This window comes from Streptomyces sp. LBL (assembly GCF_029893585.1).
GTDB lineage: Bacteria > Actinomycetota > Actinomycetes > Streptomycetales > Streptomycetaceae > Streptomyces.
In genome coordinates this window covers 1-14644 of record NZ_JARXYX010000057.1, presented here as the reverse complement: position 1 = coordinate 14644, position 14644 = coordinate 1, and the positions used below count along the sequence as shown (strand labels likewise).

General features: G+C 68.7%; 9 protein-coding genes. 5 read left to right on the top strand and 4 right to left on the bottom strand.

Annotated elements, in window-relative coordinates; translation table 11 throughout:
- Positions 1-183 precede the first annotated feature (183 nt).
- From M2271_RS40835 to M2271_RS40815, 5 genes are all read left to right on the top strand, one after another.
- Complete coding sequence (locus M2271_RS40835; RefSeq protein WP_280892538.1) at positions 184-1545, top strand: hypothetical protein; 1362 nt, start codon at positions 184-186, stop codon at positions 1543-1545.
- Positions 1542-2288, top strand: a complete 747-nt coding sequence (locus tag M2271_RS40830) for a hypothetical protein (RefSeq protein WP_280892537.1) — start codon at positions 1542-1544, stop codon at positions 2286-2288. The genes M2271_RS40835 and M2271_RS40830 overlap by 4 nt, the downstream gene beginning before the upstream one ends.
- Before the next feature lies 1 nt (position 2289).
- Positions 2290-6933, top strand: coding sequence for a hypothetical protein (locus M2271_RS40825; protein WP_280892536.1), 4644 nt, complete (start codon positions 2290-2292; stop codon positions 6931-6933).
- A complete protein-coding gene (locus M2271_RS40820) occupies positions 6930-8027 on the top strand; it encodes a hypothetical protein (RefSeq protein ID WP_280892535.1) in 1098 nt (365 codons plus the stop codon). The genes M2271_RS40825 and M2271_RS40820 overlap by 4 nt, the downstream gene beginning before the upstream one ends.
- Positions 8028-8309: 282 nt before the next feature.
- Positions 8310-9530 carry a transposase gene (locus M2271_RS40815; protein ID WP_280892534.1) on the top strand — a complete coding sequence of 407 codons (1221 nt, stop codon included), beginning with the start codon at positions 8310-8312 and terminating at the stop codon, positions 9528-9530.
- 157 nt (positions 9531-9687) lie between these two features.
- On the opposite strand, the gene M2271_RS40810 is transcribed toward M2271_RS40815, so the two are convergent.
- The 4 genes from M2271_RS40810 to M2271_RS40795 form a co-directional block, all read right to left on the bottom strand.
- Positions 9688-10119 (bottom strand): hypothetical protein, encoded by a 432-nt coding sequence (locus tag M2271_RS40810; RefSeq protein WP_280892533.1) that lies wholly within the window; start codon positions 10117-10119, stop codon positions 9688-9690.
- A 421-nt stretch (positions 10120-10540) separates the two neighbouring features.
- The gene (locus M2271_RS40805) at positions 10541-12493 is read right to left on the bottom strand and encodes a DUF3732 domain-containing protein (RefSeq protein WP_280892532.1); all 1953 of its coding nucleotides are present in this window, start codon (positions 12491-12493) and stop codon (positions 10541-10543) included.
- Between the two features lie 33 nt (positions 12494-12526).
- The gene (locus M2271_RS40800) at positions 12527-13003 is read right to left on the bottom strand and encodes a three component ABC system middle component (protein ID WP_280892531.1); all 477 of its coding nucleotides are present in this window, start codon (positions 13001-13003) and stop codon (positions 12527-12529) included.
- Between the two features lie 2 nt (positions 13004-13005).
- Positions 13006-14208, bottom strand: a complete 1203-nt coding sequence (locus tag M2271_RS40795; RefSeq protein ID WP_280892530.1) for an ABC-three component system protein — start codon at positions 14206-14208, stop codon at positions 13006-13008.
- Positions 14209-14644: the final 436 nt, after the last annotated feature.

Sequence of the window (14644 nt, the reverse complement as noted above, 5' to 3'; positions counted from 1 at the left end):
GAGGAGCGCCGACTGCTGGCCGCTGCCCCAGAACGCGCAGCCGACAGCGGGTGGCGGTCTCTCGTGACGGATCCGGGCTTCGTGCGGCGCAGCACCGTTCTGGCCCGTTCGAGTCCGCTCCACCGTCTTGACCTGAGGCAGGTATGGCAGCAGTTCCCTGCCGGGGTGTACGACCCGCGGACATTGGCGCTCGCGGCGCTGGAAGCGGTGATGCATCACCAGGGACTGGACCGGGAGGCGACAACCGAAATGGTCGTGGACTTCCTGGTGGAGCTGGCGCGCGAGGCCGCCCCGTGCCGTGATCACAGCGAGCACATGGCAGTTGCCCGGTTCGTGCTGCGGGAGCTGCTCAATGACCAGGAGGGCGGGGTGGAATTCGCCGTCCCCTACAGCGACTACCGGGACGGGCACCGCCAGCAGGAGCTGGGGGTGCGGCTGCTGACGGAGGAGATCGGGCTGAACGGGCAGGCGGTGCTGCGGGCGAGCGTCCCGGCGATCAACCTGCTGCTGGCGGGGATGGATTTCGATGTGGAGGACCAGCAGGCCGCGCAGGATGAGATTCTGCGCCGTCAGGTGCGGTCGGGCCGGTGGGGCAGGGCGGAGGAAAGCGCCGGGGAGAGCCTGCGACTGTCGCTGGCGTATGCCGAGCAGATCCGCTCCGTTCTGCGGGAGACCGAACGCGATGTGCGGGCCGTGGACTGGAGGAGGCAGGTGCCCGACCTGCTCAACGCCTCCCGCGGCCATCTCATCGACCGGCGGCGGTCCGAGACGGGGCTGATCGGGCTGATGCGGCAGGCACGCAACGGGATCGAGGACAGCGATGTGCTGCTGACCTGCGCGCGCATCCTCGATCTGCTGCAGCGGGCACGTCACCGTCACACGCAGTTGCTCACGGAGGTGCTCGGAGCGCGTGCGGCATTCCTTCGGGCTCAGGCCCGGCAGCGTTTTCGGCCCATGCCGGACCTGGCCATGGTCTCGGTGCAGCGCGACGTGCTCCTGCCGCTGCTGGAGTTGGGGGCCGAGGAAGCAGGCCGGGTGACCGAGTTGTTCACCGACGCGCTGTGCGGACCGGTGGTGACGCGTCTGCCGCGGCTGCGTGACTGGTGGCAATTGCTGCTGTCCCCGGTAAGAGAGAGCGGCGGCACCTTCGACGACGAGGAGACGATCGACCTCACTGATGCCGATCTCTTCGAAAGCGCCTTGGCCCACGGCGACCGCGACTACGAACAGGCCCGCAGTGTGCTCGCGGGAGCTCTGGCCGGTCCGGTGCGACTGTCGCAACTACTGGCCGATGCACGGCGGTTGGGGCCGTCGGTGGCCGAGGTTGTCGCGCTGTCTGTCCTGGAGGCCTTCGCCCCGGACCCCGAAGACGACGAGGGCACGGTGCACGGCCCGTCCGACCTGCTGGGAGAGCGGCTGGTGGTGGTGGACGACGGCCAGGTCTTCGATGACGGCGCCCACGGCGGCAACGACCTGCTCGTCGTGCCTGTCCCGGGGATGGCGGCCGAGCTCACGGGACGCACTCAAGAAGGTAGGGCGGCATGAGCAGCACAGCCTCAGGGCTTCAGGACGCGGCCGAGCTGGTGCGCTACGGGTGCCGGCCGCGGCAGCGTCCGCTCGCGGACGCACGGTACCGGGACCTGCTGCACCGGTACCGGATGGAGGGCGCCTTCCGTGAGCGGGTCGACGCGATCGCCCAGGGCCTCGGTGTGGAAGTGATCGCCGCGCATCCCCAGGAGGGGCTGGTGCTGCATGCCGCGGACGGCGGCCTGTTCACCTACCGGATCAAGGACGATGTGCGGCGGACCGCGCAGCAGCGCCTGGTGGCAGGTCTGGTGCATGTCGCCATCGCAGCGCGGGTGTATCCGACTGAGCACGATCTGGACGACGAGTCGGTCAAGCGGATCGGCGTCGCCGAGGTGGACGACTTCCTGCGTCATCTGGTCGAACAGCTGCGTGAGGCATCGCAGGGCGAGGACGGGCTGCCGGTCCCGGACGCTGCCGTTGATGCCGTGTGGCGGCTGTACGCCAGGCGCCCGAGCGGCAAGCCGACCGCGGGTGGCCGGGGGGTGACGCAGGTCAGCACGAAGAACGTCATCCGGGAGGTCCTGGAGTGGCTCGTGCACCAGGGCATGGCCCTGCCGGCACCGGAGTTCGGGCCCGGCCACTACCGGTTGCTGCACCGGTTCCGGCTGCAGGTCCGTGAGGCGGCGGCCCTGCCTGCCTTCGAAACACTGCGCGACATCCGGCGTGCCCAGACCGCCGACACCGACACCGAGGAGATGTGACATGTACCGTCTGCGCCGCCTGCGACTGGAGAACATCGGCCATGCCGCTGCCGGCTTCAAGTCGCTGACCCTGGACCTGACCGGCGGCGTGAGCCGTATCGACGGCACTGCGATGTCGGCTGTGGACGTGATCCTTTGGCTGCGCAACGGCGGAGGCAAGTCGAGTCTGCTGTCTCTGTTCTTCAGCCTCTTCCTGCCGGCCAAGATCGACTTCATCGGTCACAAGAAAGACAAATCCCTGGCCGACTACGTCCCCGGTGCCAAGACCTCCCACGTCATTGCCGAGTGGGAGAACACCTCACTGCCGCGGGGAGGCCCGGCACTGATCACCGGCGGGGTGTACCAGTGGAAGGACGGGCACCGTCCCGCCGACCCGGCAGTCAACTGGGAACAGCTGGTGCGCCGCTGGTACTGCTTGCGTCCACTGCCGGGTGTGCTTGATCTGGAGTCTCTGCCCATCCGCACCGAAGGAGGCCAACTGACCCAGGACGCCTACCTCACGGCCCTGGCCACAGCGCACAAGGCACAGCACGGCCTACATCTGCACGTTGCCAAGGATCAGACCGACTGGGAGAGACTACTGACCGATCTCAGGCTCGACCCAGGCGTGCTGCGCATCCAGCGGAACATGAACCGTGAGGAAGGCGGCATCACTGACCTGTTCCAGTTCTCCACCTGCGAGGACTTCATCAACTTCCTCATCGATCTCGTCTGCGACCCACGCGAACCCGGCCTGGTGCGCGCGTCGTTGGAGGAACAAGCCGACAAGCTGGCCGAACGCCCCAGCCGGGAAACGGAAGCGCAATTCCTCGCCACGGCGGCGCTGGCGCTGAAGCCGGTGCAGGAGGCCAGTGACACAGCTGCCGCCCTGGAGGACGAACTCGGCCGACAGGTGGCCGTCGCCCGGCATGCCGCGGAACGTCTTTCCCAGCGGGCCATCGTGCTGGACCGCGCGGCCGCAGAAGTCTCGCAGCAGGCCCAGGACGCGGACATGCAGACCCAGGAGGCCGAGAAGCGCACCGCACAGCGGGAGCGGCAGCTGACCGTGCTCACGCACCAGGCGGCGCACTGGGCGGTCGTCGAGGCGGACGAGGAGCTTCTGCTCTGCGAGCAGAAGGAAGCCGACGCGACCGCGACCTGCCAGGCCTGGGGTCTGGTGACTCCCTTCCTCGAACTTGAGGCACAACGGCAGGCGGTCCAGGAGCTACGGGACCGACTGGAGCGGCAGGACACGCGGCAGGCGCCGCTGCGACGGACGATGGAGACCGCTGGCGCGGCCCTGCGGGACAAACTGTCCGACACGGTCGAAGAGGTGGCGCGCGCCGCCGCCGAAGCCAAGGAGGACTGCCAGGCGGCCACTGAACAAGCGGCTGCGGCGGAAGCCGACCGTACCCGCGCCATGGAGGCGATCGGACAGGCCAAGGGCCGCCTGCACCAGACAGCACAGATGCTGTCCGCAGCCGAGAACCGTCTCGCGACGGCCCGGGAGGGTGGACTCATCGGCCTGTTGGAGGAGCCGGGCGATGCCCTGCGCCGCTGGGAGGCCGAGCGTGCCACGACCGAGGAGCGGCTGGCCCGGTGCCGCCTCCGGCAGGCCGAAGCGGCCACTCAGTTGTCGGTCTTTGCGAAGCAGCAACTGGCCAACGCCACACGGCTTGCCGCGGCCCGGGAACAGCACAGCGCGGAGTGGGAGCGGCTGGGTTTGCTGCAGGCCGAGCGCCGCGAACTCGCGGGTGAACAGCGTCTGCTGGAGCTGGCGTGCGCCGCGGACGACACCGAGCTGGACCTGGACCGGGTAGCACAGGACCTACTGGACCTGCTGGCCGCCGAGGGACGGCAGGCCGATGCGCAGCTGCAGAAGGAACTGCAGGACGCGGCGGAGGACCAGCGGGCGGCAAATGCCCTGGACCGCCAGGGTTTTCTGCCGCCTCCGGTGGAGGTGGAGCGCGCGGTGAAGCACCTGCAGGAGCAAGATGTGCCGGCCGTGCCGGGGCTGCAGTTCCTGCGTGAGGCCTTCCCCACGCACCGGCACGAGGAGATCATCGCTGCCGTACCGCATCTGATCGGCGGCGTGGTCGTATGCGGCCCGGTCCCCGACGGGGATCTGGCAGCGCGGGTCCGACGGGCGGGGGTGAGTACGGCCGTCATCACGGTCAGCCTCGACGAACAGGCACGGCAGGCGGTCGGTTCGGGTGGTAGCTGCGATGCGCTGGTCCTGCCCGTTCACCCGGCGGTGCTGGAACCGGCCGCCGCTGAGCGAGAACAGGAGCGGGTGCGGCACCGGCTGGCAGGTCTGGACCGGCGCAAGGCGGGCCTGGTGCGGCAGCGGGAAACGGATGCGGCGCTGGCACAGCGGCTGCAAACTCATATGGACGTCTTCGGTGGACGGGCCCGCACCGCCCTCGAGGACCGCGTCGCCCGCCTGGAGGAACAGGTCAACGCCCTGCACGACCGGGAGCAGCTGCTGGCGGAGCAGGTCTCTGCCACAAACGGTGCGGCCGACACCGCGCAGGCGCAGAGCGAGAATCTGGCGACCGAGCTGGCCGAGCTGGCCTCGCGGCTGCCCACCGTACGGCAGCTGGCCGAAGAGCACACGGAACAGATGCCCGCCTGCCGGAGGGACGCGCAGCAGGCGCAGGAGCATCTCGCACAACAGCAGGCCGCGGTACTCCGGCACACACAGGAGTACCAGGCGGCAACAGCCAGGGAACAAGAGGGACGTGATCGGCATCGCCGCTACCGGGACCGTCTGCGGCGCTGCCGGGAGCAGGCCCAGCAACTCGCAGCCACCGTCCCTGAGACGTGCGGGCACAGCCTGAGCGCGGCGGCCCTCTCGGCCACCCCCTTGGAGACCCTGCGTGAGCGCTTCGATCAGGCCCGCCGTGACTGGCAGGACGAGATCGGAGACGACGAACTGCGCGTGCGTGCCCAGTCGTGCACCGCACGCATCACGGTTCTGGTCGCTTCCCTGGCCGACGCCAGCCCTGAGGTACGCGACGAGGCCGCAGAACTCGCCCATTCTTCGCGCGCCGGCGATGCCGATGAGCGCGCCAGGGCCCAGGTGGGGGCCGAAGCCTTCCAGCGCAGCGCAGTTGAACTGGTCGGCGTCGCCAAGCACAAGAAGAGCCAGGCCTGCAGCGCGCGGGAAGAGGCGCGATCGGCCGTGGAACGGCTCGATCCCCCCTGGGACGGGCCCGATGAGTCCGGCGGTCCGTTTGCCTGTTCCGCCGAGACCCGTGCCGCGCTGAAAGCAGCACAGGAGAGTGCTCTGCATGCGCGCGAGGAGGTGCACGCCCGCCGACTGAAGGCATCCGAGCTGCAGACGGCGACAGAGAGGGTCCGCAACGCGGCCCATGCGGTCGGCCGCTGCGCCCGCGCCGTGACCGCGGCGGGACAGCGCTGCGGCATCGCCACGCCCGACGGGCCGCTGAACGCCGCCGAGGCGGCTCGGCTTGACGCTGCGCTGCTCGAGCTGCTGTCGGTCGGCAGCAGCGAGCTGGCCACCCTGTCACCCGAACAGGCCGACATCATGGAGCAGTCCGTGGTCAACGCCGTCGAGAGGGCCGCTGAAGTCCGGGAGGCGGCGCGTCGGAAACTGGAGAAGTCTCTGCGCAGGGTGCAACTCCTTGCCCAGGACGATGCCTACGCGAATGTCGTCGACGGCCAGCTACGGGAACGGCTCCTGACCGATCTCGGTCACCCAGTGCGTCTGGCCGAGCTGATCGACGACCTCGATCTGCGGGAGAAAGTCGTCGCCGACGAGCTGGCCGGACTCGCCGACGATCATCTGATGGTGGTGCAGGCTTGTGGGGAGCTGGTCAAAACGGTCCTGGACGACCTGCAGGAAGTGGCCCAGCACTCCAGGCTGCCACAGGGTCTGGGCAGTTGGTCGGGCAAGCCGTTCCTGAGCCTGGAGATCCGCCATATGCCCGACGACGAAGTCCTCTCCCGGCGCGTGTCAGTCGAAGTCGACCGGATGATCGCCACCGTGACGTCACGCCCCTCCACGGGCAAGGCCAGTGCCTTGCCCGCCGCGATGGACTTGGTGAAGAAACTGGTGCTGGCCGCTCTGGGCGGCACAGGCAATGTCGTCGCAAAAATCATCAAGCCGACTCAGTCCCTCGACGTCGTCCAGCATGATTCGGTCACCCAGATCAAGAAGTTCAGCGGCGGGGAACTGCTCACCGTCTCGGTTCTGCTGTACTGCACACTGGCCCGGCTGCGGGCCGCCAAACAGGGCCGCAGGACGTCCGGAGGCGTGGGCACTCTGGTGCTGGACAACCCGTTCGGCAAGGCGAACTATGCGCCCTTCATCAGCCTGCAGCGCCGAGTCGCGGGCGCGCACGGCATCCAGCTCGTCTACACCACCGGCTCCAACGACCTGCCGGCCCTGGAGAGGTTCCCCCTCATCATCCGTCTGCGAAACGGCACCGATGCGCGCACCCGCGCCCAGTACGTGCAGATCGAAGGCCGCTACGGCGACGCCGTCAGCCGCGGCCTGCAGCACGCGTACGGCAGCGGCATCACCTCCGCACATCTGCGGCGCCCGGACGCCGAGAAGACAGCAACAGGAGATCCCGGTGCGCCGAGCATTCCCGAGCAGAGCAGCGAGCCGGACCTTCCGGGCAGCGAGGAGCAGTCGTGACACCCGCGCAACGCATGGCGGCCCTCCTGCAGACACAGACCCGCCTGCGGATCAGATTCGCCATCCTGGCCAGGGCCGCCGATGACGGCGACTCCAGTCTGCCCACCTCCCCCCGGCGCCGCCGTATTCTGGCCGACGCAGCCCAGGAGCTCAAGGACAACGGCACGGTCCGGCTTCCGGCCGGCGATCAAGGGTGGGACCACAGCGCCCACCCGCCGCTCCCCCACTGGGTGGAACGGCTCACCCCCCGCCGCACACCGGCCGCACGACCGGCTCCCCGCGCATGGACTCAGCCTCTGGCCTTCGCCGCCCGCCTGCCGATGAGCCACGCCGATCAGAACCTGCTCGCTCCCATCAACCTCCTCCAGCGGGACCGGCCGGATACCGAACCGGTCCCCCTCGCGGAACGCTCCTACGAGCTGTACGGGGACGAAAAACACCTTGCCCGGATCAGCACCCACCATCTGGTGACTGCCGGCCTGCTCAGCGTTCCCGGGCACCTGCGGGCCTTCCCCGCACCCGCACCGCTGGCCATGTTCGAACTCGGGCCTGCCCCCTGGATGCTGATCGTCGAAAACAGTGCCGCCTTCACCAGCCTGCGCCGCGTTCTGAACGCCTGGCCCGCACCGCAGGAAGTGGGCTGGCTGGCATACGGCGGAGGCGACCAGCTGATCTCCTCCCTTGCCACCTGCCAGGAGACCCTTGCCGAACGCCATCATCCGGTCACCGATCTGATGCTGTACACCGACCTCGACATCGACGGGCTCGAATGCGCCCAGCTGGCGGCCGAACGCGTCCAGGCCGCCGGACTGCCGCCGCTCAAACCTGCCGTCGGTCTCTATCGAGCACTCCTCGGGCGAAGCCCGCGGACCGTCCCCACGGGTGACGCCGACCGAATCCGGGCCGCGGCGTCCTGGCTTCCGGCCCCCGACGCCGACTGCGCCGTCCAACTGCTGCTGTCTGGCAAAGTGCTGCGGCAGGAAGCGCTCCCCTTGCCAGAGGTACGCGCCATGTTGGATCCCGATGGTCCTCTGCTGCCGCAGTTGCTGGGCCATCCCGCTGCCGTCCGTCCAACAGGGAAAGCCGACGCGTGACGGATGGGCCGGCCTCGGCAGCCGCCCGTATCGCCGGAGGGCTCCGGGGCCTCCGAGATCAGGCAGGCGACCGGGAGGGGCAGACAGGGACACTTTTCAGCAGATCGCTCCTCGGCCGTCACCTGATTCTGGCGAGGATGCCCCGGCGTTCACGCCGGGGAGGAATCGCCTCCCGTGATCGCGATGCGGAGCATCGCCGCAACTGTTCCACGCCCGGCGCGGAGCGCCCGCACGACTGCCGGCGGAGCCGGGAAATGCGAACAACAGCCCGAGGGGTCACTGGTGGTGGCGATCTGCCGACGGCAGGCGTTCATGTGTGTGGTGGTCGTACTACGGTCCGATGTCGTGAAGCTGGTGGTGGAGGTGAAGCTGTTGCCGTCGCCGGAGCAGGCGGCGGCGCTGGAGGCGACCCTGCGCGCCTGCAACCGGGCCGCCGACCACGTCTCGCAGGTGGCGTTCGAGTCGGGTGTGAAGGATCGCAACGGACTGCAGAAGCTGGTCTACGCGGACATCAAGGCCACGTTCGGGCTGTCGGCGCAGCCCGCGGTGCGGGTGGTGAAGAAGGTCGTCGACGCCTACGGCGCGCTCCTGGCCGGTCTGCAAGCCGGGCGGCTGGGCGGTCCGGGGTCCAAGCGGTACCGCAGCGCCGTCGGCTCGCCGGTCACCTTCCGGCCGGAGGCGGCGCAGCCATTCGACGACCGGTGCCTGTCCTGGCAGACGGACGCGCGCACGGTGTCCATCTGGACGGTGGACGGACGGATGCGCGGCATCCGCTACACCGGCTCACCAGACCAGCTCAAGACCCTGGCTGAGCACCGCAAGGGCGAATCCGACCTGCTCCGGCGGGGCGGGAAGTGGTTTTTGATCGCGACCTGCGACCTTCCCGATCCGGAAGTGTACGAGCCGGTCGACTGGATCGGCGTGGACCGCGGCATCACCAACCTCGCCACCACCAGTGACGGCACCAACTACCAGGGCCGCCGCCTGAACCGCTACCGGCGTTGGCAGGCCCGAAAACGCGCCGAACTCCAAGCCAAACGCACCCGCTCGGCCACCCGCCGCCTGGCCCACCGCTCGCGGAAGGAACAACGCCATGCCACCCACGTGAACCACCGAATCTCGAAGGAGATCGTGTCCGTCGCGCAACGCACCGGTCGCGGGATCGCCGTCGAGCAGCTCGACGGGATCCGCGAGCGGGTACGGCTACGCCGCGACCAGCGGGCCACGCTCTCCTCCTGGCCGTTCCACCAGCTCGGACAGCACCTCGCCTACAAGGCCCGCCGGGCCGGGGTGCCGTTCCTGGCAGTGGACGCGGCCCACACCTCGCAGCGCTGCCCGCGCTGCGGGCACACCGAGCGGGCCAACCGGCCCACCCGCGACCATTTTTCCTGTCGTCGGTGCGGCCTCGCTGGGCCCGCCGACGTCGTCGCCGGGGTCAACGTGCGCAACCGCCCGCGCTCGGCGTGGGTGTTCGTCACCACACCCGTCCCTGTACCGGCCTGAACAGGCCGGACCGTGGGGAGATCCGACCCGTGACCGTCCTGTCGTAGGGGACAGTCGGGAGCGCGACAAGGTGTGAACGACCGAGTGCACAAGCTCGGCCGTTCACGGCCGAGAAGGTGACCGTGGTATCCCATAATGCCGTCGTCGCTGCCAGTGATCAGGGCAGTGACGGCAGTGGCTTCCCTGTTTTGAGGGCCCTGGTCCGGCGCGCGTCGACGGCGACCAGCGAGGGATAGCCGTCGACCAGCCGGTTGAGTTGCTGCTGGCATTCCTCCATCGCCAAGGGCCAGCCGCGGGCGTTGCGTTGAGCGTGCAGGGCCTGTGGTACGCGGAAGCACCACGCGTAGCAGGGGTCATTCTCGCTGCCGAAGGTGCCGTCGTCCCGGCAGCCTTCGTAGATACATCCCAGGCGGTGGGCGAAGTCGACCATCGCTTCCCGGCTGTCCTTGGCCAGCAGGAACGGCAGGCCGGCCGCGAAGTAGGGCTCGCTGATGCGTTGTTCGGGATCCAGCACCTCGGCCTGCCAGACCACCCACTCGTATGCGGCCCATGGATCCGCCCCGGCAACGCTGCCTCGTGGCGACGTCACGTCCCACCTCGCTCCGCACTCTCGCTGTGCACTGCAACAGGAGGTATAACGACAGGCCGCGCTACGTGGTGTGCATGGGCTGAGGGTTTCCTCTCCCCTATGGATGGCCGGTCATCGTCGGCAGGCAGGTTCTGCGTATCCTGCCCTCCCGCCGTCGTATGGTCTTCGGCGCGATCAGCCGTGGTCCTGATCAGATGGACACGTGTGTATCTCCTACGGTCTCGCCAGTGGCGGGTCGGAGTGTTCGTGATCTGGTTCGAGCACCGTCGCTGGCGGGAGGGAGAACGTCAGTGCTTCAAGACCCCGCTGGCGCGGGGCCTTGAAGCCTGGGCTCCTTGAGTCCGGCTGGTACTGGCTGAGGAGCGCCCCGTCCGCTGCGGCCATGGGGGTGCGCGGTCTGGGGTTGAGCGCCGGAGGGAGGTCAGCCGAGCCAGTCGTTCGGGATCAGTGCCTTGCGCTGCCCGTCGTCCGGTCGCCAGTTTTCGACGATGGCGTCCTGGAACCAGGGTTCCTCCGTGAGGTTGGCGTGGTCGCACACGATGATCTGCAGTGCGCCTTTGTTGAGGTCGGCCACGTCCCTGAGGAGTTCGAAGTACGCCGTGACGGTGTCCCAGTCGGCGTCCTGGACGGTGGTGGCGTCTTTGATCTTCGCGGGGAAGAAGGCTTGAGTCGGCTGGTCAAGCATGAGGAACCCGGGGACGGGCCGGTGGTGGAGCCGGAAGTAGGTGTGCAGGGCGAGGTGGGCAACCATGTGGTAGCCGATCCAGTTCTTGGCGCTGCCGATGCGGTTGAGCGGGAGACGTCCCTGGGGGCGTCGTACGACGACGTTGAGCTGGCTCAGGCTGATGGCGACTTCGTCCGCCAATGCGGCCTGTCCAAGGTTCAGACGCCGGGCCCAGGCGGTCATATTGACGGCGATGTCGGCGAGCCGCCGTTCCGTCTCGGCGACGACGTCATCCTCGTCGATCAGAACCTGGAGGGTGGACACGTTCTCCTGGGCCAGGATCAGGTCGTTGCGCAGCTCGCCGAGGTCACCGGCGGGTGATCCTGTGCCGGCGGTGAGTGCCTGGTCGATGCGTCCCTGGACCCGGGCGATACGCACGTGCTGGTCCTGGAGGCTGCGCATGCGTTCGTCGCTGGCGGCGAGTTCTCTCAGCTGCGCCCCGTTGACCCGGAAGCGTTCGACAACGGTTGCCCGCTCGGTCTGCAGGGACCTGCGGTGCTCGTCGCGGATCGGCTGGATGGTCTGGGCATGGTCGAGTTCTTCCGAGAGCTGCTCGGTGAGCGTGGTGATCTCGGCGGCCGATGCGTCCGGCTCCTCCAGCGGGCGCGTGCACATCGGGCAGACGGCGGCGTCGTGGTCACGTTCGGGGCCCAGGAGACCGATCGATGTGAGGCGGCCGAGCTGCAGGTGGAGTTCACCGGTGAAGGCCTCACCCTGCTTTTGCCAGCGGTCCACCAAGGCGAGTGCCTCGTCGAGCTGCTGCAACTTCTCACGCAGTTCCCGGCGCTCATCGCTCAGGCCCTGGCGCCGGTCCCGAAGGTCCACCGGGCCCACGGTCGACACCGTGATGGTGAGCGCCTGCTCCAGCAGGGCGCGGATCTCTGCGGGGCCGGGGGCTGTCGGGATCTCCTCCAGGAGCCCTTCGCTCTGGGCGAGACGGAGCAGGGCAACACCGCTCGCGTCCACTGCCTCGCGGTGGCGCTGGGCGTCGTCGAACTTGCGCTGGGCAGCGCGCTGGGCACGTTGGGCCTCGTTCAAGTGGTAGCGGCGCAGGGCCTGTTCGGGGCCGGCGGCTCCGAGGAAGTAGGGCAGCGTGTCCTTGAGGGTCTGGGCGATGCCGTTCTCTGTCTGACGGTGGAAGAGGGCTTTCTTGTCGGCGATCTCGTTCTGGTTCTGGAAGCACAGCAGTGCCGCTTGGGCGATGGAGACGTCGAAAGCCGCGCGCGCGGCGCCGGGCGGAGGCTGGAAACGGAAGTCCTCGATGCCCAGGCGGGCGCTGATCTGGCTGCGCAGTGCGGCAACGTTCGAGTTCGGTGTCAGTTCGTCGGCGCGGGGCAGGTCGAGGGTGTCACCGCCGGTGCGGATCATGGCCTGGGTGGTCGAGGCACCCGCGGGCCGGGGCCGGGCCAGGAGCATGCGGATGTCGCGGAAGGCAACCAGGAGCGCGTACCAGCCCACGGTCCGGTCAATGGGTTCGTCGGGCAGGTTGGGGGTACTGCGGCCCAGGCAGTAGTCGACGATGTCGAGGATCTCGGACTTCCCGGTCTCGGACTCGCCAGTGAGGATGTTGAGCGCCCCGGGGCGAAACCGCACCACCCTCGGGGTGGGCCTGCCGTCTCGGTGGTAGAGGGCCAGGGCGAGTAGCTGCATGGTGGTTCGCAAGCTCCTTTGTGGAGAGGGGGGTCAGGGACGGACGCCCAGAAGGCTGTAGGCCAGGGCGGGGTCGACGACGGCGAGCCAGCGGCCGACGAGGCCCGCGCGGCGGGCGCAGTCCGCAACTTCCTCGCTCGCGGCTGCCGAGGCGGCCTTCGGCGCGCGGGGGCAGCGCAGTCCTGTCGCGGTGACCTCGATGGCGTGGTGGCGGGCAGCGGTGCGCAGGCTGGCGCGGGTGTAGTCGGTCAGCGCGGCGCACCGCTGTGCGAACGCGGCCTGGTGCTGGGGATGTTCGGTGAGCCAGGCGGACATGGAGTGGACGGCCTGGGTGGGCAGATCCTTGCGGGTGTCAGTGGGCAGCACGAACGGCAGAACCAGAAAGACACTGGGCCAGGGCAGAGGGCGGCCGGCCTTCTTCGTGGCGGCGTGGACGCCGGTGGCCAGGAGGTAGGCGCCGAAGGCCGTGTTGAGCAGGGCCTGTGCTTCGGGGACACGGTGGTTGGTCATGGTCACTGGCCTGGCTGCTCGTTGTGGTTCTGGCACAGGTCGGGATAGTCGGGGTGCCAGCCGACGGACTCGTCGTCATCGGCGCTCTGTGCTCGGTCGGCGAGGCTGTGCATGGTGCCGCGGCCGATCCACCCCTCCGTGGTACTGCCGGGGCGGGCGGGCATGCCGGCGGCCTTGTCCATGGTGTCGTCCAGGACGCGTTTACCGACAGTCTTGCGCTCCGCGGACGGGGTGTCGTCCTCGATCGCGTCGGTGTGGCGGGTGAAGACGTGGTCCCACTCGTCCCACAGGAGGCGCTCGTAGTCTTCGAGCGCCTCCTCGGTGATCGTGAAGTCGCGCAGCCATGCTGAACGCTGTGCGCGGGCGTAGTGGTAGTCCCGCAGGTGGGTGGCGACTGCTCGGTCCTTCAGGCCGATCCACCGCATCTGCGCGACAACCAGGTGGTCTTTGTAGGCGGCGACCTCGGCGGCGGTGAGGCGGCGCAGCGTCTCGGTGACGGGCAGGTTCTTTCCCGCGAACCGGTCAAAAGTCTCGTCCAGGAGACACTGCAGTTCCTTGGCGGTCACCGTGGCCCGTGTCCCGTTTTTGTCCAGCAACTCCACGGCCATGCCGTACCACCACCCCTTGATGTAGTCGAGGATGGCGCGGGCGTGCTGGCCAGGCCTGATCCCCAGTATCCGGGCCAGACTAGAGTCGAGGTCTGACATCAGCGGCGACGCGTCGTTGATCTCGATGGCGGCGACGAGCCGGTAGCGCTGCGCCGGCGTGAGGTCGGTGAACTTCTTGCGGTCCTTGGCGGTGGTGTCGGGTTCGGCGGCCCGGGCGACCTGCTCCATGCCGGCCAGGGCGTCGGCTACGGAGCGGCCGGTACCCGGGCGTAGTTGGTGGAGGAAGGTGCCTTCGGCCGCCACCTGGGTCGTGACCAGCCGCAGCAGGGGCATCGTCCCGGCGGACAGGCGTCCCAGTGCGGTCAGCGCGTCGATCCACGAGGCGACCGAGCGCCAGAAGTCCTTGCCGGTCTCGCTCAAACGCCCGGCGTTCTCACGGTGTTTGGACTGCAGCAGCACGAACGGGTCGTCTGTTTCCTCGTACAGGAACTCGATGTCATCGAGGACTTCCATACGGACTTCGACCGTGATGTCGTCCCAGCTGCGCTCGGCGAGTTCCAGCAGGGCCAGTTCGCACTGGTAGAGGTATCCGGTCATCTGGCCTGCCGCCGAATGCGACCCTGCTTGCGCCACGTTCCCCACTTGTGGTCGAGCCTGTACTGAACGAGGGTTTTCTGCCGCACCGGAGATGAGAGCCCCGACGGCGTAGGCGGCTGCGGCCGAGTCCCCAGGAAGCCACCCGCCACTCCCCTATCGGCGTAACCTAGCACCTCATAGACAACACGCGGCACTCAAATGATCACCCGGGGTCACACGGCAGCGGGAGCCGCTACCCGTGCCTACACAGCCGCCTCTGTGGTTCGTTACCGTATACGAGGCCACCCGTCTCGAACCACCCGAGGATTGCCAACCAGCTTGAAATACGGTATAGGCACCATAGCCGCGAGCCGCGAGCCGCGAGCCGCGAGCCGCGAGCCGCGAGCCGCGAGCCGCGAGCCGCGAGCCGCGAGCCGCGAGCCGCGAGCCGCGAGCC